We start from the raw sequence: 23,518 nt of genomic DNA on the forward strand, positions 1-23,518 counted from the left end.
CTGAGTTTCCCGTCTTGTTCCAAACATTCAGTGTGTATGTGAGACGCAGGACGGATGCCAAAGTGATTGTATTTTACAATATGAAATAATTGAGAAAGTTTGTTTCTGCCTTATAAAGAAAAACGAGTGATCCCTAATGGATCACCCGTCTTAGTTTGGGATTACTTTCCGGCAAACTTTTTCGCCAGCGCTGCGACATCCGGGATACCAAGACCAGTTGCTTGGTTATAGATGGTACCAGCAGTTCCGGTATAGTAACCATTATCATTGGTGGTGCCGGTATCGTTTAACGGGGTAAACGGCGAATCCGACTGTTGTGCAAATCGATAGATTTGTGGGTTCCAAAATCCGACTCGTTGTCCTACCGAGCTGTTAATGAGTGCGGAGAGCCCGGCAAGCTGCGGAGCCACAAAGGATGTACCGCCGTATGTTGCCCAACCTGTTGCATCAGGAAGATTCATATACACACCATACCCTGTATGTGGATCCGCATCCATCGAAAGGTCTGGCATATTTCGTCCTGTACCTGTTCCTCCTGTAACGACGTTTGGATTGTCGTTTTTGGTCACGCTTGTAAAATCAGAGCTTGAAGTAAAGAGATTGACCGCTGAGAATGTGTTGACTCCTTTAACACTCAATTGGTAATCCGGCGTTGCGAAAAATTTACTGAATCCTCCGCCGCCGCCTTCAAAGTAGTGTCCATCCGGGAATACGTAGCCGAGCTGTGCTAAGATTGGGAAATAATAGTCATAGCCCCAAGCACGTTCATTGTCGCCAGAAAGGCTGGTCACACCATTGAGTGTCCGAGTGTAGCCCGGAAGTGTCGTTCCACCTGCTGCCGTGATATACGGGCTATCCGATGGGTTAAGCGTCGAAAGATCGAACGTCCCCAAATCACGCTCAGCTGCATACGCACCGGAATCCCCTGATGCAGCAAATGTAGCTTGTCCTTGCGCTGCCGCTTGCATGTATAGTTCATTAAAGACATATGGATATGCAGGCGTTTCATAGTTCGAATTCACAGCTGCTTGAATGATAGTTTCGCTTTCACCCCAGCTGGCAGATATGGATTGCGCCTGGTTGTCATTGATTGCCTTTGCATATGCGTCTACAAACCCTGTGTCCGTGTTAGGCGCGACATACACGTTTACATTTGCTTGTGGAGCAAGCCCGCCCGATTGTTGTACGTCCAAGTCTGTTTCATCCGAACCATAGGCAGCTCCAAGTTGTGAACCACCATCCACTAAAATTCGGTTGACACGATTTGGTTTATACTTAATGCCGAGTTGATCCCAGAAGCTATACGCATCACTTGGATTGAAATCCGCAAGTGTTACGATTCCAATCGTTTGTCCAGCACCCGTTGCACCTGCTTCGTATAATGGGTTTACGTTGTAATGTTTCGCTAAATCAAGCGGTGTATTACCTGTCGGCGTTGCAGAGTTGGCTTGCGGAGAAGATGTAAGATCCCCCGACTCTTTCACGGCTTGACTTGTTAAATTCGAGTAGTTTGTGAGTCCAAGTACACACAACAAATTTTGTGCAACGTCCATCGGAAGTTTTGGATCGGATTTGGATGCATGGAACGTTTTCCCTTTATATTCGGCTCGTTGGATTTCTACATACAAAGCTTTGTTCAATTGAGCAACGGTTCCTGTAACTGTAACAATCAGATTGTCAGGATAGACTTTGATATCGGTGATGCCATAGCCATTTAAATATTTTTGTAATTGATTAATTGCCCCATTTGATGCCCCGTACTTTTGCTGAAACTGACTTGGCGTTAAATAGTTACGGAAATTTTTTGACCCCGGCGTAGTGGTATCCGTTATGTACTGTGCCAATTGGTCTTGGTGTTGTACTTTGAATACAAAATCAACGGTGACTTGTGAATTTGGATCAGCGTCGCCAAAATACTGGGCGTTGTTCAGCACAGCAGAACCAACACCTTGTGACACGGATTGATTCGTTGTGGCGGCGGCAAATGAGGTGCTTGTCCCAAGGCTGAAAACAAGTGCCGTAGCAGCCAATGCTGCTGTCATTTTTTTCTTTTTTTTCATATCATATCCCCTTCAATATCATATTAGAATATTTCGAATTTTAAAATATTCCAATAAAATTATAGGATTATAGACACAGTGCGGTCAAGAAAGAAATTTTGACGTGTTTCGACGCTTTGGTTCGCCTTTTGACAGTTGTGATTTTGCTTTAGCATTTTGACTTGATTCAATTTACAGGTGTATTTGATCATTCAAATAAAGCTACTTCGATCGTGAAAGTGGGGTACATTATTAAGATTAAGCCTATTGCTAGTGGAATGGACGTAGTTCCTATCTTTAAACTGTTCAATCCATTCGCAAAACCTGAAAAAAACAATCCCAATACCTATTTCTACTGCCTTGGCTAGGAAAATGCCAAGGGTTAGTACCAATCCAGAAAGGAGAGGTGTTTTTTCCGTATTATTCATTTTTCTCGACTCCCCTTTGCATTGTTTGGGACCCGTTCGCACAAACTATATAGGCAGAATATTAGGGAAGGTTTGTTTCAAGTGCAGACAGTAAAATTTTTTTTCAAAACTCTGATTCAAGGCATCTTTCATCACAATATTATGTATCTAGGTTCCATCATTGCATATTTCGGATTTGCTTCCACGATCCCTCTTACGTTGCTGTTGATTTTTTTTGCGTCTCTTTTTATTAATGGTACTGCTGTTGAGCACTTTCTCGATCATCTGTTTCAATCATTTATCCCTTCCTTGCCGAAAGGCAAATCATTTGTTACGACCACCATCGATCATCTAACGCAATTCCGCACTACGGTGGGGGTAATGGGCATAGGTGGAATGCTGCTGGCGGCTATTGGTGGCTTCCTGTCTTTACAAACGACGCTCGACACTATCTGTGAGGTACGTAAACACCGTTCCTTTTTTAAGCAGTACGTGATTGGGTTCGTGATGCTGGTTTTTTTGCTTGTGTTGATCCTCGTGTCTTCGCTTGTATCTGCGGTTTCACCAGAAGTCGTCACAAGTATCGCAAATTTTGATGGATTCGAGTGGGTTCACATTGTGCACTCCATGTCACGGACGTTCTTCTTGTTCGTCATGTTCGTAACCTGCTTTCTCTGCTATCGGATTCTCCCTTCGGCAACCCTCTCGACGCAAGCTTTGTTGACAGGAGCGACTGTGGTAACAATAGGCGTTGACGTTGGACGCCAGTTGTTCGTTATTTATACACACCATTTAGGGAATTACGAATTGATTTATGGGACACTAGCGTTTACAACACTGGTCACGTTTTGGATCTATATTGTGAGCGTCCTCTTTTTGTTTGGAATGGAACTATGTGTGACTGTTGATTGTGTTCGTGGAATACGCCCATCATATAAGGATTAACAACCACAACAAAGCATAGGATTTATTTTTCTATTTGTTCAATTTTCTCTCTTATCAGGTACATGCTCTAAAATATCCTTAATAAGTCCGTATATTTCATTTTGTGAAATCCCTGAGATTTACCATTTTCTCAGGGATTTTTATTAAATCTTTTTTGGTCTGAATTTATATACATTCACGAAAAAGTAGAAATCGGCAAAATGAATTTTGAATTTCTTCTCATTATTTTACTAGATATAATACCTACAATCATTGCCCCGATGACATCAGTTGGATAGTGCAGTCCTATGTAAATCCTAGCAAACTTCCCATGACTAAAAAGTTGTTAAACCATTTATGTTAACCGATTTATGTGAATCAATAAATGACTTTCAAGTGAGAAGGATTAGATGTAAGTGAAAAAGGTAAAGTGAAAAAAATGGGGGGATAGTGAGACAAACAGGTTTGCAAAAAGAGTATGCAGAGGAACTTGATTGTTTTTTAAATCGCATTGTTCCGGAATATGAAGAAAGAACTGTAAATGCCTATAGAGGTGAATAATACCATATATTGGATGTTTCTTTTCTTTCGATTTTTTTATCTACCCATACTAGTTATGGGTAGATAAAAAATTCAAACTTTTTAATACTTCGTTAATAAGCAGCAAAAAACAGCCTATGGAACTAGGGACAATTGGGGCTTAATATTCAAAATAAAAAGGATAGATGAGCAGTAATGAAATGCTCGTTTCTATCCTTTTTTTATATACGTTTATACCCTGATTCAACAGGGTACATAAGTATTTCATGCGGTTTTTTACACTATACCAGCAAAAAATCATATCATTTCATATTTTTCAAGCTTTCCGATTGACCATCAAAAGCGTCTCCTGGGATTTGCTTTTTCTTACCAGGGTGAAATAACAAAGGAAAGCCAAAAAGCTGGCACCAAAAATGATGGCGGCCATTGGAACTCCTGTGTAGGCTCCGCCAATCCCTACTAGCGGGGCAGATAGAGAGCCCATGACAAAAGGCAATACCCCCAATAAGGCAGACGCGCTGCCCGCCATATGTCCTTGCGACTGAATGGCCAAGGTGAAAGACGACGTTCCGATTATACTAATGGAAGATATAAAGAAGAAAACCGGGATAGCGACACCGATAAGCGGGGCTTTTAGTAAGAGTGCGATCAATAACCATAAACCTGACACATTCGCAAGCCCCAGACCTATTTTCAGGAAAGTCCCTTCCGAAATGGTGTCCGTTAAGCGGCCGACTGACTGACTCCCAATGATTAAAGCCAACCCATTGACCCCAAACAAAAGACTAAATTGTTGGGGGGTCACTCCGTAAACATTCTGATAGACAAACGGAATACCAGAAACGTAGGCAAAAATACCGGCAGTGATAAACCCCTGAGTTAATGCATAGCCCATGAACTTTTTATTTTTAAATAATGTGCCAAAATTGCTTAATACATAAGGCAAATTACTCGGGACACGCTTTTCAGTTGGAAGCGTCTCTTTTAACTTATACGAAACGGTAAAGATCAATATGATTCCAATACATGCCAGTGCAATAAAAACCCAATTCCAATCCTTAAAAGCAAGGATTGCTCCTCCGGCAATCGGAGCAAGGATTGGTCCGAGGTTCCCTACTAACACCATTAAAGAAAAGAACTTTGTCAGTTCCTTTCCTGTATAAAGGTCTCTTACGATTGCCCTTGATATGACAATTCCACCTGACGCTGCGAACCCTTGCACAAATCGGCATCCAATAAGGAAATAGATATTGGGTGAAAATGAGCATGTAAGGGATGCTAGAATGTATAAACAAAGGAAAAACAACAAAGGTTTCCGGCGTCCTTTCACATCACTTAATGGACCAATGACTAATTGCCCTAAGCCAAGACCCAATAAGCAGGATGTCAAACTAATCTGAACCAGTGAAGCGGTCGTATGATAATCTTTTACAATTGTAGGAAAGGACGGCAAATACGTATCGATTGTAAAAGGACCCAGAATTCCCAGAGATCCCAAAAGCACAGCAAGCTGCAGTCGTTTCTTTCTGCTAGATTTATCCAAGTTGCTCTCGCCTTTCTTTATTTAATTTTTTCATCCTCAATACGTAAGCACAAATGTTTCGAGAACCGAAATTCAATATCCTTCATTATAACCGGAACCTTGCCTGATGGTAAACAATTAAATATCATATAAGAAAAGCGACAGCGCCTGTGAACGAAGAAGTGCCTTTTCCCTAGGCTATTATTTTAGTAAAATCATTTTTAAAAACATTTTTGTTATTGAATGATATTAATAAAAATTGTTTAATGGGATTAGTCTGCCTATGCGCTTTTGCCCATATAAAAAAAGGGCTTTTTTATTAGCTGCAAACATTCCCTTTATCACAACCTAGGTGCCTTTTCTTTCGTTAATTTTTTTGGCAGATTGCTCATTTTTTCAGTTCCTGCATAATCTTCGAAAGTTAACGTTAATGGAAGTAATGATAAAAAATCTTCGCTAGTTGGAGTATCATACATTTTCACGATTACTTCCTCGTTGTGAAAGCTCATTTTTATACTGCTCATAGTCCCTCCTCATTGAACCACTTTCTCGTATTTCGCCACTTTACTAGTAAGACGAAAAGATAACAATGTCATAATGGCAGCAATGGCCACTGATGCGGCCCAAATCCAGCTAACCGCTAGTACGGATGTGCTCTTTACGGCAATACCCCCAATTCCTGCCGCAGCAGCTATGCCTAACTGTATAAATAGCCATATAACTAAGCATGATTTCGGAAGCTTCTGGAGCAAGCCAAACCAGGTTATACTGCATACCCGGTCCAGATGACCATGCAGAGAAGGACCAGAACATAAGCAACGGGATGGCAACTAAAGTTGATTTGGCGACGGTAGAGAGTAAGACAAGAGCTAAATAATGGACCACCAATCCCCCCACAAGCGTTTGGGGGTTACTAATTCGATCCGTCATAAATCCACCAAACTTAGAACCTATTAAAGTGGTGATACCAAAGGCAAACAAGGCACTGCTCACATTACTGCTCTTCAAGGGTGAAACAGTGAGGAGGAACGGGGCAATATATGCTATACATCACCCCATACCCTAACTGCCAAAAGAACGTGACTCCAAGGCCCATTAAGATTTTCGAGTTCTTTAAATAGGAAAGTTGTTTACCTAGAGGGATAGCTGCCCCATTATCAAGAGCAGAAATGGTTCGTATGATAACCAAAATGGCTAGTACACTTAGAACGCCAATTCCTACGAAGATTAACTTCCAATTTTATACAGTAGCTATGACACGACCTATTGGCACACCAAGGATAATGGCTGCACTAAACCCAAGTATCACAGTACCCATCGCTCCAGCTTGTTTTTCGGGCGGTGCTAACTTTACTGCTGTAGTCTTCGCAGCAATAGCAAAGACCCCACTTCCTAAGGCAAGTATAATGCCTGATACGATTAGAAGACCGAAGCCTGTAAGGGAAAATGTCAACACACTGCCGAGCACCATTAAACATAGAGAAAGCATTAATAACTTACGCTGATTCAGTTTTGTCGTCGCCATCACAACGAGGGGAGAACCAATGGCGTCAGCAATCGCAAATACGGTGATTAGCTGTCCTGCCATCGCTACCGAAACATGATTCGAGGTAGCAGCTTTATCCAAAATGCCTGCAATAACGTACTCTGATGTACTGACCATGAAAGTAATAAGGGCAAGCAAGTAAATTTCCCAGGTGTTTTTAATATTTTCACCCCTCTAGAAATCTCCCTATACACTTATTTTGTTGAGAAAAAGCCCTAATGCAGCATTACAACAGGGCTACTGTTGGGAGAAAAATCACTTCATTTATAGCCAGGTATTTTAGATAGATTGTTTGTTGGACGAATCTAAGCAGAATCTGGCAGTCTTCCATTCATTACCTATTTATTTTAATTTCCCGCCAAATACCGGGAAGAAGCTATGCTCACCATAATTCTGGATGTGCTCTACATTCTTCAATGTCTCCATATCTGAATCGCTAATAACAAAATCAAGCTCTGCATTGTTTCTCATGTGATCCGGATTTGCCGTCTTTGGAATTACTACGAGACCAAGCTGGATATCATAACGCAGGCAAAGCTGTGCAACAGATACCCCATACTTATCAGCTATTACCTTAACCTCTGCGTTATCAAGGACGGCACCGTGTGCAATTGGTGAATATGCTTCTACTAGGATGTCATTCTTCTGACAGAATTCAATTAGTTCCAAAGGAGTATTGCTCACATGTGCCAATATCTGATTGACCATCGGCTTGATCTCACAGCTTGCTAGAATATTCTCTACATCAGCCTGAAGGAAGTTAGAAAGACCAATTGCCTTTACCTTGCCTGTCTTATAAGCATCCTCCATTGCTTTCCACACTTCTTTGTTTTCCTCGAAGTAACGGTTCTCCTCATGGAATTCCACCCAAGGCTGTGGGCTGTGAATAATCAGAAGGTCAATGTAATCTAGTCCCAGCTTTTTCAAAGATTCATCAATGGACTGCGCAGCTGCATTATAGTTCTTTGCTTCTGCCGCAACCTTTGTCGTGATGAAAAGTTCTTCTCTTGCGACACCGCAGGAACGGATTCCTTCACCTACACCTTTCTCATTCATATAAGCCTGGGCAGTATCAATATGACGATATCCGATCGATACCGCATCACGCACTGCCTGTGCTGCCTGAGCATCGTCAAGCAGCCAGGTACCGAGACCTAATTTTGGAATTTCTGCACCATTTGATAATTTGTATGTTTCGTTCATCATGTTTTTGTCTCCTTTGCCTTGTTACATTTTTTGCGGTATCTTATTGACTTTACATTTTATAAATTTTGGACATGTGGAGAAACGTATCCAATGAATTGATTCAATGCGTTAACTTTTATAATTTACTATACGTTTCATCATCGACTGGCTCTAACCATTCCGGCTTCCCTGCAGTGATTGCAATGTGTACAAACCAGCTATCTTTTGTAGCACCATGCCAGTGCTTGACACCATCGTGAGTAACTATAACATCGCCAGCTTTTAAAAATTGAGCTGGTTTTCCTTCTTCTTGGTACCATCCTTCGCCACCAGTTACCAATAAAATTTGAAATCCATCATGATGGATATGCCAGTTATTTCGGCATCCTGGTTCAAAAGTCACATTCCCAACACCAACGTTGACTTTAGGATCAGCCACTAGTCCTTTAAGATAACTTTGTCCCACAAAAAACTGTGAAAAAGGATTTTTTTCACCCGCTGGGAAAATAACGCCATTTTTTACTTCTTCGTGTTTTGCCATTTTAATTCCTCCAATAAATTTTATTTTAGTTTTCAGGAATAATTTCATTAACGCAAGCTAATGCGTTCAGTGTTCTCGGAAATCCCATATATGGTAGGCAGTGGGTGATGGCGGTGATTAATGTTTCCTTGTCATTACCTACATTTTTGTTACCCAGCACATGTGACTTTACTTGACTTTCACAACCGCCCAACGTGCTTATAATACAAAGAGTCAGCAATTCCCGTGTTTTCAAATCAAGTCCTCCACGGGTATAGAAATCTCCAAAGCAAAAAGAGGAAAGATATTCTTGAATATGCTTTTGATTTGCCGGGGCGTTCTCTTGCATTTTTGCAATGACATCACCAAAAATCTCTACTTGAGTTTCAAGTCCTTTCTCAAAACGATTCTCTTCCTCTACAGTCTTTTGGCTTTCAACTGGTAAAGTGATATTTTTCGTTTTGAAAACCTCATTTACTTCATGGATGGCATTTAACGTTTTTGGGAATCCAATATACGGGGCGCACTGGTAAACAGCCTCTTTGATTTCTACAGGTGAAAGCCCGGCGTTAAGTGCGGCACCTACATGGGCCTTAAGTTGAGGCAGCGTCTGGTTTGTAGCAAGAACAACCAGAGTGATAAGTTCACGTTGCTTGTCATTAAGATTACCTTGATAGAAAACTTCCCCAAAGATGAAGCGGCTCAGTATGTCCTGAAAATCAGGGTCAGTAGCAGAGGCAGCAGGCACTCCATTTCCAAAAAGCTGTTTGTATTTTTCTTTGCTCTTTTCAACACGCTCCATAATTAAGCCTCCTGTTTAAAGTAAATTTACTTTTATAGATTTAGATTTAAAAATAACTAAACTGATGATTTGAAAATTGATATTGATTGATTAATCAACATCTGTTTATAATTATAAAAAAGCCATTCATACTTTCAATGGTTAAATTAACGCAATTCGTTGATTATTCAACAAATCAACTAAAATTGTTGATTATCTTTAGAAAGACTGGTGAATTAAATTGTCTAGGGTAGACAGAAGAATAGCCAAAAGCCAAGTAGCGATAAAAAATGCTGTAACTGAACTGATGTCTGAAAAAAGTTTTGACGACATTACCATTCAGGATATTGCTGATAGAGCAGATGTTAATCGAGGAACCATTTATCTTCATTACACAGATAAATACGACCTCCTGGATAAGATGATTGAGGAACATATGGATAATCTCCGAGAACTATGCCAATCGGCATCTGAGATGACGTTTCAAGAAGGTAATTATGTCTGGTACGAATACTTTGAGCGTCATTATTTATTTTTTTCAACAATGTTAGTGAGTAAAGGTGCACCGTATTTTCGTAGTCGTTTTCTTGATTTAGTCGTCGAAGAGTTTAAACCTGACGTGGAGACGAGCGAAGGAAAAAATCAAGGATTAAGTGAAGATGTTATTCTTCAATTTTTTGGTTCAGCGGTTGTTGGAGCAGTTGAATGGTGGTTTAAAAATGGAAGGCCTTTGCCAGCTCGTGTTATGGCTGAACAAACGGGGGTATTATTAGATAGGAATTTTGAGTAAATTATCAAATGTTCCAAGCCCATTAAAAAACCTGATTCCATATCAATAGGACTAGACGTAACGGCTCCTATTATCGGTGCCACAAAAATCTCTCATTTAGAAGATGCTATAGGTGCATTATCTGTTAAGCTAACTTCTGAAGAAATTTCATTTATTGAAGAGCCGTATGTACCACATCCAATTGATGTAATAAAAAATATAAATAAATAACCCGCTCATTCTATTTTGAGGTTATTTTTTATTAAACCTCATTTTCATTAATTAAGGGATGCTCCCCCGTTAGCGTAACAAAAGCCTATTTTGTGAGTAAATGTGAGCAGACCCTCTCATAAAGTAAAATTGAAAATGAGGGATGACGCTAATAGCCCAAAACCCTTGTTACACAAGGACATCAGACCATTTTTCCAAATGATTTAGCCGGAATCAGCATGCGATCCTCCTGCCCGGGTAATGACAAACCGCACGGCTGTCCTGAGCGATTGCCAGGTCTGTATCTCTTCTATACTAACTAGTATTCTTGTAAGCAAACTCTATTTTAACTGTGAATTCAAGTAATCCACAAAAAAAATAAAAAAGGCCTGCATCCTTGGAAGAACAGGGACCGCAGGCCTTCATTAGTTGGAAAGCTGAAGAAGGAGTAATGACATTGAAAAAAACGTTAAAAGCTAACCCCTTAATAAAAAAAGGTTAATTGAAATTCACTTAAGCTACTCCGAATTCCCAATACCGGTGTTTCCAATTTAACAACCAAGTCTGCATTACTCTTACAAGATACGCCATGTTCTTTAAATGATCGCCTTTATAATAGATCCTTAACTAATTTCATCATCATAGGTAAACCAACCTGGCCTCAATAATAGCAGTTGAATCTCGTTAAGGATCTAATAGACGACATTTTGAAATTCCTTCATTATTCTTTAGGTTTTAGTGGTCCGTAAAAATAAGAAGCCGTCGCTCCGCCGTCAATTAGGAAATCAGAACCGGTGATGAATGCTCCCCACGGCATCATCAGCAGCTCAGCCACATTTGCAACCTCATCAGCTGTCCCTGGACGTCCAGCAGGACACTTGGCAAACATATTCTTATAGAACTCTCCTCTTGGACCATTGAACTCGTCTATAGCCAATGGCGTTACGATAATCCCTGGAGAAATAGAATTGATACGAGCGTCTTTTCCCCCCCAACGTATAGATTCATACATAACTCGCTTCACATTGCACCGTTTCGCCATTTGATAGGCGTGCAACGTATCCTTGATATTTTCTGGTCGAAGGACTTCCAAACTAAGAAGTTCTTCAGTTGGTGTCGTTGCCAGCTGCTCATCAATTTCAGTTCCCAATTGAGGCATTCTATGTCCAGACTGACTGGAAATTGTCACACCAACGCCTCCAGGAGCTATGACCTTGCCTACTTCCTCCAGCAATACTGCAGTTCCATACAAATCCACCTTCAAAATCATTTCAATAGGTGCCTGACTAGGTGACACGCCGGCTGCATTGATAAGAGCAGTGATTTCACCATACTTCTGACCTTCTGCAATCAAATTTAAAATAGATTCTCTGGAAGAAATATCTGTTTCGACAGGTACCACATCAAACCCGGCTTCAACCATAATTTTTGTAATAGCCTTGGCATTATCCAAGTTCTTATCACCAACAATAATTTTCTTACCAAAACCGATTCTTCTAGCTATTGCCATGCCAATCTGTCCAGCGCCAGTCCAAAGTACAACTTCATTCATTGTATGTCCTCCTTACTTCTATTCTAGGATCAATTTACTTTATTATGGTCTAATTAATAATTTGAGTGCACAAACCTCTTTTAAAGTTAATCACATTAAAGCGAGCAATAATTTATATTACCGATCTTGTGATGTAGGTCGGATGATCATTTCATTTATCGCAACATCAGCTGGCTGTTCAATAGCAAAAGCAATAGCACGGGCTATTGAGTCGGCAGCAATCGCACCTTCATAAATTTTATCTATTCCTGGTTTCAAATCCATGTCAGTAATTGAATTTGTTAATTCTGTCGCAACTGCTCCTGGTGAGATAATAGTAGAGCGAATATTGTTTCCAGCCTCTTCTTTACGAAGACCTTCCGATATTGCACGTACAGCATGCTTCGTTCCAGCGTAGACAGTACTCCCAGCTCCCACAACGTGTCCTGCTACAGAAGAAACACTAATAATATGACCTGATTTTTGTTCTCTCATGGCAGGAAGAACGGCAGCAATACCATATAGTACGCCTTTAATGTTTACATCTATCATTTTGTTCCAATCATCTACTTTTTTCTTATAAAGAAATGAATGTGGCATAACTCCTGCATTGTTGACTAAAACATCAATTTTCCCAAACTCTTTTAGAGCTATCTCTGCCAACTCTTCCATCTGTTCATGAGATGTTACATCTGTTACCTTATAAATGGCTTGAGCGCCATCTTTCTGAATCTCTTCTTGCAATTTCTTTAAACGGTCTTCACGGCGAGCTGCTAAAACCAACTTTGCGCCTTTAGATGCGAGTTCTTTTGCAGCAGCTTCTCCTATTCCACTAGAGGCACCTGTTATTACAACTACTTTATCTTTAATGTTAGACATACTAATACCTTCCTTTCGAGCTTAAAATTAATCATTAGAGTTAAATGGTGAACCTAAAATTCTAATTCAAATTTTTTCATTTATGCTTTCAGTCAGCTTTTTGTTTATCAAATGATTATTTAGTAGAAAGCAGGCTTATCGCCTTTAGTGTTGGGTTTGCTAATTCCCCAGCTTTGCCGAATACCCCAGTCAGTAGTTTCAGCCAATTTAACTACTACTGCGGCGATACTTTTACGAGAAATCTCCGTTCCCACGAGTGGTTCACCCTTTTCCGTTAATTCGTATGCTATTTCCTCTTTATTCGTGAACCAGGTACATCTTAAAATAGTATACTCAAGATCTGAGTTCTCAATAATACTGGCTGATTTACACCAGCTATCCATCCCGCTGCCAACCATGCGCTTGTTCCATTCCCCGAACTTTCCAGGTACCTCATCATAAATACCTAAAATATTGATAAATATTCCTCTTTTAACACCAGCAGCCTTCATTGCTTTTACTACATTTTCGGTTTTCTCAACTATATCTGAGCCACCCAGATTAGCGTATACAACATCCTGTCCTACCATCGCTTCCTTTAACTTAACAGGATCATTGACATCACCTTCAATAACACGCTCTCTACTTGGCTCAACAATTTTTAATCTTTTTGATTTGCGCAGGTAAAGCGTCAACTGAGCATCTGTTTCTTTTAAAAATAGATCGGTAGCAAGACGTGCGACTTGGCCATTTGCACCCAAAATTAATACATTCAAAATATATTCTTCTCCTTTGCTCCTCAATATTAAGTAATGAAGGAGTTGCCTTAAAACACGCAACTCCTATAAATTTTTTTATCTCTTGAATCGTCGGAAGAATAATCATTTCATTAATAGCCACATCAGATATTTCCTCAATGGCATAAGCAATTTTTATAATGTAGCAATATCAATAACGAATCGATAACGTACATCACTGCGAAGAATTCGCTCATATGCTTCGTCAACTTGGTCAACACCGATTACTTCAATCATAGGAGCAATCCCATTTTGTGCGGCGTAATCGAGCATCTCTTGAGTTTCCCTAATTCCACCAACGTTAGAAGCAGCAATGCTGCGGCGGCCAGCGAATAGGGAGAAGACATTGTACTGATCTGGTTTGTTTGGTAAACCTACATTTACAAGTGTTCCATCTACGTTAAGAGTTGATAGATAGGCATCTACGTCGATATTCGCAGATACTGTGTTTAAAATAAGATCAAATTGACCAGCCAACTCACTAAACGTAGCAGGATCACCGGTTGCGAAATAATGGTCTGCTCCAAAGCCAAAGGCTTCTTCTTTTTTATTCATAGTTTGACTTAGCACAGTAACTTCAGCACCCAAAGCATGGGCAAATTGCACTGCTATGTGGCCAAGTCCTCCCATTCCCACAATCGCAACCTTCTTACCTGGTCCGACGTTCCAATGTTTTAATGGAGAGTACGTAGTGATGCCTGCACAAAGTAATGGGCTTGCTACAGCAAGATCTAGTCCGTCTGGAATACGGACAACAAACTTATCCTTTACAACAATTTTTTGGCTATATCCACCATATGTTAAATCACCGTCGTAGCCTATTGAATTAAATACCACCACAACACCTTTTTTACAGAATTGCTCTTCACCTTTAAGGCAGAATTCACATTCTCCACAGGAGTCAACAAAGCAACCGACGCCAACACGGTCACCAACAGCAAATTTTGTAACTGCGGATCCTACAGCCGTCACAACACCTGCAATTTCATGGCCTGGAACCATCGGAAAGACACCACTGCCAAAATCATTGTGCGCGTTATGAATATCAGAATGGCAGATACCACAATATTTTATATCGATTAAAACATCATCTGGCCGTAAATCTCTCCGTTCAATTGTCGTTTTTTCAAAAGGGGCTTTTGCATTCGGAACACTTAATACGCGTGTGATAATTTTATTTTGATGATTACACATAAGACACAACACAAACCTTTCTAATTAACATTGATATTTTAATGTACATCTGTCTATAATTATAAATGTGTATAAAATGTTTACAATGGTTAATTAAATAGGATTTGTTTAATACTGAACAAATCCATAAAACTTGTTAATTATCTTTAAGGAAAGTTTGGTGAAATCACAATGCCTAAAATAGATAGAAGAATAGCTAAAAGCCAAGAAGCAATAAAAAAAGCCCTTATTGAACTGATGTCAGAAAAAAGTTTTGATGACATCACGATACAGGATATTTCTGATAGGGCAGATGTTAGCCGAGGAACTATTTATCTTCATTACTTGGATAAATTTGACCTATTGGATAAGCTCATTGAGGAGCATATAAACGAAATGGGAGAAATTTGCGAATCCACATCTGATATGGAGTATAAAGATGCGAATCTGCCATGGTTTGATTACCTCAAAAGTCATTATTTATTTTTTTCCACAATGTTAGCGAGTAAAGGTGCCCCTTCTTTTCGCAGGCAGTTCCAAGAGTTTCTTGTGGAAGAATTCAAAGATGAAGTCGATACCTCAAAAGGAAAGAACCATGAATTAAACGAGGATGTTCTTCTTCAATTTATTGTCACTTCGTATGTTGGGATAGTGGAATGGTGGATCACGAATGGAATGCCTCATCCACCTCAAGTCATGGCCGAACAAGTTGGAATTTTGTTAGAGAGGAATCTATAATATTTTATCTTCCCTCTGGTTCCTTAGAGCACCAAGCACTTATTGATAAAAAAATACACCATAGGAATTGAAATCTGCCTATGGTGCATTTTTAATTAGAAGTGTGTTTCATCAACATCAATTTTAGTTAAAGCACGATTTAGGCTGTCTAATTCTTCTATTGTTAATTCTATATCGGCTCCACCTAAGTTTTCTTCTAATCGGTGTAATTTTGTAGTACCTGGAATTGGAATAATAAATGGTTTTTGAGCTAATTCCCATGCTAATACAACTTGAGCAGATGGTGCATTTTTGCTTTCAGCAACTTCTGCAATTAATTTTAATAACGCTTGGTTATGGTCAATGACTTCGGGCTTAAATCTTCCCATGAAGCTTCTAAAGTCACCTTCTTCATATTTTGTATCTTTTGTATATTTTCCGCTTAGGAAACCATTTCCTAGTGGACTGTAAGCAACAAATGAAATCCCTAACTCTTCACAAAAATCAAATAATCCTTTTTCGGTTTCACGCCACATCATGGAGTATTGATTTTCAATAGCAGCAATCGGACAAACAGCATGTGCACGTTTCATATAATCAATTGGTGCATTCGATAATCCCCATGCTTTAATTTTCCCTTCTGCCATTAATTCTTTCATCGTTGCTGCAACAGCTTCTGGTTCTACATTTGGGTCAATACGATGTTGATAATACAAATCAATGCAATCTACTTTCAATCTTTTTAAGGAACCCTCCACTTGTTCTCTAATGGATTCTGGTGTGCTATTTAAAATATGTTGAGGGCGATCACTTACAATTTTTGTCCCAGTGATTCCAAATTTTGTCGCAATCACAACTTGTTCTCTTACTGGTGCAAGTGCTTCGCCCAGTAATTCTTCATTGGATTCTCCATAAACAACAGCAGTATCAAAGAAATTACAGCCTAGTTCAACAGCTCTACGAATCAATTTGACCATATCATCACGATCAGCAGGCTTTCCATAAGCATGATCCATTCCCATACAACCTAAACCAATCGCAGAGACTCTTAAGCCGCTGTTTCCTAATTCTCTCATTTTCATTTTACTCATCTCCAAAAAAAGCATTTTCTGGCATATATTTAAATCACATAACCCCAAATAGCATATTTTAAATGTCGATACTCAAAAAGGAAGCCCTACTAGCTCCCTTTTCGTCAGTCTTTATTGTTTATCTAACTAGTCCTGTTATCATTTCAACTGTTTCAGGAGAGTAATGTGAGAAGAATAAACTTTGTTCTTGATCTAGTTTCGCAATTTTATCCATATCTTCGTTTGATAAAGCAAAATCAAAGACATCAAAATTTTGAACCATTCGTTCTTTCGTTACCGTTTTAGGAATGACAACAACATTCCGTTGAATGAGATAACGTAGGGCCACTTGAGCAACAGTTTTACCATATTGCTCACCAATCTCTTTTAAAGTTTCATTGTTAAAGAAATCATTTCTTCCTTCTGCAAAAGGTCCCCAAGACTCAATTTTGGTTCCGTATTTTTCCATTATTTTTCGAGCTTGTTTTTGTTGGTTAAATACATGGGTTTCGACCTGGTTCACCATTGGGGGGATTTCACTAAACTTAGCAATATCAATGAAACGGTCAGGGTAGAAATTACTTACACCAATTGCTTTGATTTTTCCCGCCTTATAATACTCTTCCATAGCACGATAAGTACCATAGTAATCATTAAATGGTTGATGAATCAACAGTAAATCAATGTAGTCTGTTTGTAACTTTCGTAAAGACTCGTCTATTGATGCTTTTGCTTTCTCATAGCCAGCATTGGAAATCCAAACTTTGGTTGTAATGAAGAATTCCGCACGGGGTATGCCACTTTTACAAACTGCATTCCCAACAGCCTCTTCATTCCCATAAGCTTGAGCAGTATCGATAGAACGATACCCCACTTCAATTGCTTGACCCACAACACGTTCACATTCTTCAAGGTCAGGAATTTGATATACTCCGAAACCTAAAATTGGCATCTTAATTCCATTGGATAAAGTAACAGTTTCCATCATAAATTCCTCCTATGTTTACTAACTTTGACTACTAATTTTAATACGTAACTGAGAAGTTGCAATGATTAAATGGACACGATTTGTCTATTAGTTCACAAATTCAGTAATATTGTGTAATAATTTTACTTATTTATTTACATGTTGCTATAGTATTTACTGGAACCCAATTGTTTTCGCGTTTCTCAAAATGCATTTCCATTCTCATACTCCACGTGTTACTAAAACCATAAATTCTAGCATCAATTTTAGTATCACAAATGAGAGTAGCAGTATTACCATCTATTGTGATGGTTGTTTTTTGGGGCATGATTTGGAAGTATTTCATTTGCTCATTATCAATTTGTTCAAGCCATTCTTGCTTAGATTGATGATAACCTGTCATGTGTACTAGTACATAATTGTCATCAAGGATGTTAGCCAAGCTTAAAGTAGCTTTATTAACCATTGCATCATCAATTTGTTGATAAACTGCTAGAATTTTTTGTTTATCTTCGCTCATATTTGTACTTGCCACCTCATCATAAGAAATTTCCGAAGCGTTGTTATTTACTACCAAAATACTTAATAACAGAGCCTTTTGATTTTAAATTTAAATTAGGACTAATTTCCATTAAGACAGCAGTAAATGATTTATTCAGGTTTATTTACACCCAAGCTGCTACGAACTTCTAATCCTGGTGTAACAGCCAATTTAACAATCAAATCTGCAATACTTTTTCGTGATACATCATGCCCTATGAATGGTTCGCCTTTTTGTGTTGTCTCATAGTCAATTTCATCTTTATTGGTAAACCACCCTGGTCTCAAAATCGTATATTCAAGGTCTGAGGCTTCAATGACCCCAGCTGATTTTCGATATGGATTTAAAATACTACCATGTCTTTCACCTGGGACTTCATCATAAATACCCATTGAGCTAATCCAAATGAGGCGTTTAAGACCCGTAGCATACATTGTGCCTACAATTGTTTTTGCCATTTGTTCTAGATTACCTGCAAGATTGGCATACACAACATCTTGTCCAATCATTGCTTCTTTTAGTTTTTCAATATCCATAACGTCACCTTCGATTACTCGCACACGATTTGTATCGATGTTTCTTAGTCTGCGTGAGTTTCGTAAATAAAGAGTCAACTGTGCATCAGTTTCTTCAAGGAGCATATCAATAGCTACACGAGCAAGTGAACCGTTTGCCCCAAGGATTAAAACATTAGTCATATTTAAAACTTCCTTTCATTATAATGTTCGTCCATCTTATTTATTTTTGCTGGAGAATCCCTCAAGTTATTGAGGGCTCCCCTTATTCAACTAGCCTCAAATAAACCTTATGAATTAGAAAGTCATACCAAGCACTGGATGTGGCACATACGGCTCTTCTAGCAACACAATCTCTTCAGGTGTTAATTTAAGAGAAGCAGCTGCTACAGCATCTTCAATATGGGATATTTCAGTTGTACCACAATCGGAGCTGTTACTTGTTCCTTCTGAAGCAACCATGCAAGTGCGATTTGTGACATTGGTACACCACGTTTTTCTGCAATTTCTGTTAGACGTTCAACAACTTGACGATCAGCATCTGCTGTTACGGAATAGATAGCCTTTCCGATAACATCTACTTTGGCACGTTCGTCCATTTCTCCCCAAGGTCGTGCCAATCTTCCTGCAGCCAACGGGCTCCACTGCATTACACCAATTTTATTTTCCTTACAAAGTGGCAGCATCTCCCTCTCTTCCTCTCGGTATAAGAGGTTGTAATGGTTCTGCATAGTTACAAATTTGGTCCATCCGTTACGTTCTGCAACATTCTGTGCCTTTAAGAATTGCCAAGCAAATATCGTGGATGCCCCTATATATCTTGCCTTACCAGCCTTTACTACATCATGCAATGCTTCCATCGTTTCTTCAATCGGTGTATTGTAATCCCAGCGATGAATCTGATAAAGATCTACATAATCTGTTCCCAGTCTTTTAAGGGTTTTATCAATTTCACTCATAATATGCTTTCGGGAAAGTCCAGCACCATTTGGACGATCATTCACTGGGTAAAAAACCTTTGAGGTGATGACAATTTCATCCCTATTGGCATATTCTTTTAATATTTTTCCAGTAATTTCTTCGCTCGTTCCAGCTGAATAAACATTCGAAGTATCAAAAAAGTTGATCCCTAACTCAAGGGCTTTTTTAATCATAGGACGACTTTGTTCCTCATTAAGTGCCCACGGAAAATCTCCACGTTCTCCTATACCAAAGCTCATACAGCCTAGACAAATCCGAGATACATCCAAGCCCATATTTCCAAGTTTCACATATTCCATTTAATTGTTCTCCACTATCCTATCCATCATATTTAGTTTCGATATATTTAAATTGGCAAATAACTAGAATATTCTAACCATGTTCTGTAGTTTTTATCTTCCAGAGAATTAAGAAATTAGCTTTGTATTGATCGTTTGTCATTAATCGTAAAGTGAGAAATACGGGTCTTTATTAACCAAGTTCCGTTCTGACGCACATATTCATCGTGGTAGATGATACTACTATCGGTGATGACTTCTTTCCCATCTTCCTCGCTCACTAATTTAACTTGGCAGTAGGCAATACCTGTTGCAGTATCGCCATCAATTTTGACAACTTGTTGTCCGTTCATATGAAATGAACGTTTAACATTAGCCGTGAAACTTGTGAATACTTCTTCCAATTGTTTTGTGCCTGAAATATCAAACAATAAATCGTCCCCCATGTAGACCTGAACCTTGGTATCAGGGGTAAATAAATGCATTTGGCCTGGAATGTTTTTTTCATCGGCCAAATTAGAGAAAGTATCAACTAATTCTTTTAATTCTGCTTTTGCTTGTGAATTTTCTAATGACATGGAAGTTCCTCCTTATTTATTAATTTCTGTTCCTGTGATTTCTAGCGTACTAGTTAAGAGCAGAAAATATTTTCTTATCCTTTATCTTGATGCCAACAATAATTCACATTGATGAATTATGTGACATCTGTATATAATTATAAACAGAAACAAAATGTCTACAATTGTCAAAAAAATTCGATTCGTGAATTAGTGCACAAATGAATTAAAATTGTTAATTATCTTTTAGAAAGTTTGGTGACTCTCACAATGTCTAAGGTGGATAGAAGAATACTTAAATCTCAAGAAGCCATAAAAAAAGCTGTTATTGAACTGATGTCAGAAAAAAATTTTGATCAAATTACGCTACAAGAAATTTCCGACAGAGCAAATGTTAGCCGAAGAACCATCTACCTTCATTACCTAGATAAATTCGATTTGCTGGATAAGCTCATTGAAGAACATATCAGCGAACTAAGGGAATTGGCGGAATCGGCAACTGATATGGATTTTATAGATGGGAATCTGATTTGGTTCGAATACTTTGAAAGTCATTGGTTATTCTTTTCAACAATGTTAGGAAGTAAAGGAGCTCCTTCTTTCCGTAGGCAGTTCCTTGAGTTTGTTATCGAAGGGTTAAAGGGTGAAATGAATATAACTGAAGGAAAAAATAACGGAATACATGAAGAGGTTACTCTTCGGTTTATTGCAGGGGCGTATGTAGAGATTGTGGAATGGTGGTTCACGAATGGAATGCCTTATACACCTCAAACCATGGCGGAGCAGGTGGGTATTTTGATTGAGAGGATCGCATAGTTTAAAAAATATCATAAAAAGCCCTGATCTCCTTCTTTATCTAAGGAAATCAGGGCCTCGCTTTTTACAGAGCGATTACTGAAACATTATTACTTAGAACTTAAAGCACCAACAACAGGATGCGGAACATAAGGCTCTTCCAAATACGCAACATCTTCAGTCGTTAATTTAACCGCAAGAGCAGCAGTTGCATCTTCAAGATGGGAAATTTTCGTAGCACCGATAATAGGTGCTGTTACTGTTTCTTTCTGTAGTAACCAAGCAATTGCTATGTGCGATCTCGGTACACCATGTTTTTCTGCAATTTCCGCAACTCGATCCACAACAAGACGGTCAGTATTTTCAGTAGGACCATATTTGGATTTTTGAGTTTTATCGGTTGCGGATCGATGCGTTGTTTCCGACCAATCACGAGTCAATCTACCTGATGCGAGAGGACTGTATGGAGTCACCCCGATTTTTTCTTCCTTACAAAGAGGTAACATCTCTCGTTCCTCTTCTCGGTATATGAGGTTTAAATGGTTCTGCATAGAGACAAACTTGGTCCATCCGTTTTTCTCTGCTACATGTAATGCTTTTTGGAACTGCCATGCGTACATGGCAGAAGCACCAATATACCTTGCTTTGCCAGCTTTCACCACATCGTGCAATGCTTCCATTGTTTCTTCAATTGGGGTATTGTAATCCCAACGGTGGATGATATAAAGATCGACGTAATCGGTCCCTAATCTTTTAAGGCTTTTATCGATTTCACTCATGATGTGTTTTCTAGAAAGACCGCCTCCATTAGGACCTTCGTGCATTCGTTGATGTACCTTTGTTGCAATGGCTATTTCATCCCGATTGGCAAAATCATTAAGTGCCCGTCCAAGAATTTCCTCGCTGGTTCCCATTGAATAAATATTTGCTGTATCAAAAAAATTGATACCTAATTCAAGGGCTTTTTTAATAACAGGTCGACTTTGATCCTCATCAATTACCCATGGATGAAACCAACGTTTCGCATCACCAAAGCCCATACATCCAAGACAAATCCTAGATACATCTAATCCTGTATTCCCAAGTTTTGTGTACTTCATAGCAAGTCCTCACTTTCCAAATGTTTTTAATCTTTCATTATAAGTATTAAAAATAAGATTGATACTTACAATTGTTAAATGATTAAAATCTGTTAATTAATGAACAAATCTATTGAAAATGTTCATTTATTAATAAAAGTGACAATGGATAATGGAATGGTTAAGGGAAATTTAGTTACATTGAAATCTACAACTGTGTATATTTATATATGAATTAAAACCATATAGTGAAGGTTTACACTTAAACTGAACTGCCCTGTAAGTGCAATAACCTCTCCATATCGTGAGCAAATGTGAGCAGAATCTCAATGAAAGTCTACACCTAAAGAAAAGGCTGAAACCTTTAATATACAACGGCTCCATAGCATTATTTCGTTAGTAATCTTACTGGCTGGTATCGTGATCCCCCTGCCCGGGTAGTGACAAACGTAAAGGTATGGCGGGATCTGGGGGCAGATCCTCTCGGGCAAGCGATACCCAATGTCATATTGGAAGTCTACCTCATCTTATTCCAAGTCAGGACAATGATAGCCGATATCTTCCAAGAAGCGATCGAAAAATTTTGTGAGCAAAATGTGAGCAAACCCTCTTTTGATCATGAAATTGAGCACTCCGAGAAAAAATAAAAAAAGCCCGTAACCCCTGATATACAAGGACTACAGGCCTTTCTCTCGGTATGATTCTGACTGGGCTCGAACCAGCGACCCCCACCCTGTCATTTTTGTGTCACAGAATCAAACTAGATCAGCTGGATTAAATGAGAGTAAGAAAGCTTGATTTAATAAGGTTTTTCAGGGGTGAGAAAAACCAACTTGGTTAAATAAAATAAGCTCAGGAAAATAATTATGTGAGCAAACGTGTTAGCAAATTGGTGAGCAGGTGGTCTGTTATAGTATCAAGTGCTAATAAAGTTAGTACAGTGACCTAAAGTACGTTGCCAAATACAACTTCTTATAACTCCTTCTATGCAGAAGCGGGGCATTTGGGAATGGCAGCAGCCGACTTTGCTTGCATATTGGTTAAATCAAGTGCAATTTTTTCTTATGGCTTTATCATTTTTCCCAGCCAATGTCTGTGTTCAAACTCTCCTTTATCCTTATTGAAAGATACAATAGACCTAGGTTGTTAGAATTAAAATCAAAATATACTAAAAAAGCGGTTCTCTACTTAGGATCGTAAAAAATTCCAACATAAT

22 protein-coding genes and 2 pseudogenes are annotated in these 23,518 nt (G+C 38.9%); 4 read left to right on the forward strand and 20 right to left on the reverse strand.

The genetic code is table 11. From position 1 onward, the window contains the following. Positions 1–161: 161 nt before the first annotated feature. Entirely contained in the window at positions 162–2,060 is a 1,899-nt protein-coding gene (locus A5N88_RS09695) for a S53 family peptidase (protein WP_066265242.1), read from the reverse strand. A 220-nt stretch (positions 2,061–2,280) separates the two neighbouring features. Then, positions 2,281–2,460: pseudogene (locus tag A5N88_RS26535) on the reverse strand (arsenical-resistance protein); the annotation flags it as partial. 88 nt (positions 2,461–2,548) lie between these two features. Between A5N88_RS26535 and A5N88_RS09705 the strand changes: the two are divergent. Next, positions 2,549–3,391, forward strand: a complete 843-nt coding sequence (locus A5N88_RS09705; protein WP_066265246.1) for a YihY/virulence factor BrkB family protein — start codon at positions 2,549–2,551, stop codon at positions 3,389–3,391. Between the two features lie 835 nt (positions 3,392–4,226). On the opposite strand, the gene A5N88_RS09710 is transcribed toward A5N88_RS09705, so the two are convergent. From A5N88_RS09710 to A5N88_RS09735, 7 genes are all read right to left on the reverse strand, one after another. Then, positions 4,227–5,453: a Bcr/CflA family multidrug efflux MFS transporter gene (locus tag A5N88_RS09710; RefSeq protein ID WP_066265248.1), complete on the reverse strand. Its 1,227-nt coding sequence runs from the start codon at positions 5,451–5,453 to the stop codon at positions 4,227–4,229. A 320-nt stretch (positions 5,454–5,773) separates the two neighbouring features. Continuing rightward, positions 5,774–5,956, reverse strand: a complete 183-nt coding sequence (locus A5N88_RS09715; RefSeq protein WP_066265256.1) for a cyclophilin-like fold protein — start codon at positions 5,954–5,956, stop codon at positions 5,774–5,776. Positions 5,957–6,065: 109 nt separating this feature from the next. Next, positions 6,066–6,425, reverse strand: coding sequence for an MFS transporter (locus tag A5N88_RS25805; protein ID WP_232317555.1), 360 nt, complete (start codon positions 6,423–6,425; stop codon positions 6,066–6,068). Between the two features lie 247 nt (positions 6,426–6,672). Continuing rightward, positions 6,673–7,116 carry an MFS transporter gene (locus tag A5N88_RS25810; protein ID WP_232317556.1) on the reverse strand — a complete coding sequence of 148 codons (444 nt, stop codon included), beginning with the start codon at positions 7,114–7,116 and terminating at the stop codon, positions 6,673–6,675. A 204-nt stretch (positions 7,117–7,320) separates the two neighbouring features. Then, on the reverse strand, positions 7,321–8,184 hold the full coding sequence (locus tag A5N88_RS09725) for an aldo/keto reductase (RefSeq protein ID WP_066265257.1): 864 nt from the start codon (positions 8,182–8,184) through the stop codon (positions 7,321–7,323). 115 nt (positions 8,185–8,299) lie between these two features. Then, a complete protein-coding gene (locus tag A5N88_RS09730; protein ID WP_066265258.1) occupies positions 8,300–8,704 on the reverse strand; it encodes a cupin domain-containing protein in 405 nt (134 codons plus the stop codon). 25 nt (positions 8,705–8,729) lie between these two features. Further along, complete coding sequence (locus A5N88_RS09735; RefSeq protein ID WP_066265260.1) at positions 8,730–9,485, reverse strand: carboxymuconolactone decarboxylase family protein; 756 nt, start codon at positions 9,483–9,485, stop codon at positions 8,730–8,732. Between the two features lie 220 nt (positions 9,486–9,705). Between A5N88_RS09735 and A5N88_RS09740 the strand changes: the two genes are divergently transcribed. Then, positions 9,706–10,254: a TetR/AcrR family transcriptional regulator gene (locus A5N88_RS09740; protein WP_066265262.1), complete on the forward strand. Its 549-nt coding sequence runs from the start codon at positions 9,706–9,708 to the stop codon at positions 10,252–10,254. A gap of 910 nt (positions 10,255–11,164) precedes the next feature. Here A5N88_RS09740 and A5N88_RS09745 read toward each other — a convergent pair. The 4 genes from A5N88_RS09745 to A5N88_RS09760 form a co-directional block, all read right to left on the reverse strand. Beyond that, positions 11,165–11,995, reverse strand: a complete 831-nt coding sequence (locus tag A5N88_RS09745; protein WP_066265264.1) for an SDR family oxidoreductase — start codon at positions 11,993–11,995, stop codon at positions 11,165–11,167. A gap of 117 nt (positions 11,996–12,112) precedes the next feature. Further along, a complete protein-coding gene (locus A5N88_RS09750; RefSeq protein ID WP_066265266.1) occupies positions 12,113–12,853 on the reverse strand; it encodes an SDR family oxidoreductase in 741 nt (246 codons plus the stop codon). Between the two features lie 119 nt (positions 12,854–12,972). After that, positions 12,973–13,608, reverse strand: coding sequence for an SDR family oxidoreductase (locus A5N88_RS09755; protein WP_232317557.1), 636 nt, complete (start codon positions 13,606–13,608; stop codon positions 12,973–12,975). Positions 13,609–13,764: 156 nt separating this feature from the next. Beyond that, positions 13,765–14,823 (reverse strand): NAD(P)-dependent alcohol dehydrogenase, encoded by a 1,059-nt coding sequence (locus A5N88_RS09760; protein ID WP_066265267.1) that lies wholly within the window; start codon positions 14,821–14,823, stop codon positions 13,765–13,767. A 171-nt stretch (positions 14,824–14,994) separates the two neighbouring features. Here A5N88_RS09760 and A5N88_RS09765 point away from each other — a divergent pair, with 171 nt between their 5' ends. Next, the gene (locus A5N88_RS09765; protein WP_066265269.1) at positions 14,995–15,540 is read left to right on the forward strand and encodes a TetR/AcrR family transcriptional regulator; all 546 of its coding nucleotides are present in this window, start codon (positions 14,995–14,997) and stop codon (positions 15,538–15,540) included. Between the two features lie 95 nt (positions 15,541–15,635). Here A5N88_RS09765 and A5N88_RS09770 read toward each other — a convergent pair whose 3' ends face one another. From A5N88_RS09770 to A5N88_RS09795, 6 genes and pseudogenes are all read right to left on the reverse strand, one after another. After that, on the reverse strand, positions 15,636–16,601 hold the full coding sequence (locus tag A5N88_RS09770) for an aldo/keto reductase (RefSeq protein ID WP_066265271.1): 966 nt from the start codon (positions 16,599–16,601) through the stop codon (positions 15,636–15,638). A 127-nt stretch (positions 16,602–16,728) separates the two neighbouring features. Next, on the reverse strand, positions 16,729–17,574 hold the full coding sequence (locus A5N88_RS09775; RefSeq protein ID WP_066265274.1) for an aldo/keto reductase: 846 nt from the start codon (positions 17,572–17,574) through the stop codon (positions 16,729–16,731). Positions 17,575–17,707: 133 nt separating this feature from the next. Then, positions 17,708–18,076: a nuclear transport factor 2 family protein gene (locus A5N88_RS09780; protein ID WP_066265275.1), complete on the reverse strand. Its 369-nt coding sequence runs from the start codon at positions 18,074–18,076 to the stop codon at positions 17,708–17,710. Between the two features lie 131 nt (positions 18,077–18,207). Then, on the reverse strand, positions 18,208–18,795 hold the full coding sequence (locus tag A5N88_RS09785) for an NAD(P)H-binding protein (RefSeq protein ID WP_066265277.1): 588 nt from the start codon (positions 18,793–18,795) through the stop codon (positions 18,208–18,210). A 114-nt stretch (positions 18,796–18,909) separates the two neighbouring features. Beyond that, positions 18,910–19,892, reverse strand: a pseudogene (locus tag A5N88_RS09790) (aldo/keto reductase). 116 nt (positions 19,893–20,008) lie between these two features. Continuing rightward, a complete protein-coding gene (locus A5N88_RS09795) occupies positions 20,009–20,449 on the reverse strand; it encodes a nuclear transport factor 2 family protein (RefSeq protein WP_066265280.1) in 441 nt (146 codons plus the stop codon). A gap of 249 nt (positions 20,450–20,698) precedes the next feature. On the opposite strand from A5N88_RS09795, the gene A5N88_RS09800 reads away from it, so the two are divergent. After that, positions 20,699–21,244: a TetR/AcrR family transcriptional regulator gene (locus A5N88_RS09800; RefSeq protein ID WP_066265282.1), complete on the forward strand. Its 546-nt coding sequence runs from the start codon at positions 20,699–20,701 to the stop codon at positions 21,242–21,244. A gap of 89 nt (positions 21,245–21,333) precedes the next feature. On the opposite strand, the gene A5N88_RS09805 is transcribed toward A5N88_RS09800, so the two are convergent. Further along, positions 21,334–22,323, reverse strand: a complete 990-nt coding sequence (locus tag A5N88_RS09805; protein ID WP_066265284.1) for an aldo/keto reductase — start codon at positions 22,321–22,323, stop codon at positions 21,334–21,336. Between the last annotated feature and the right edge of the window lie 1,195 nt (positions 22,324–23,518).

Source organism: Heyndrickxia acidicola, from assembly GCF_001636425.1.
GTDB classification, from domain to species: Bacteria; Bacillota; Bacilli; order Bacillales; family Bacillaceae_C; genus Bacillus_AE; species Bacillus_AE acidicola.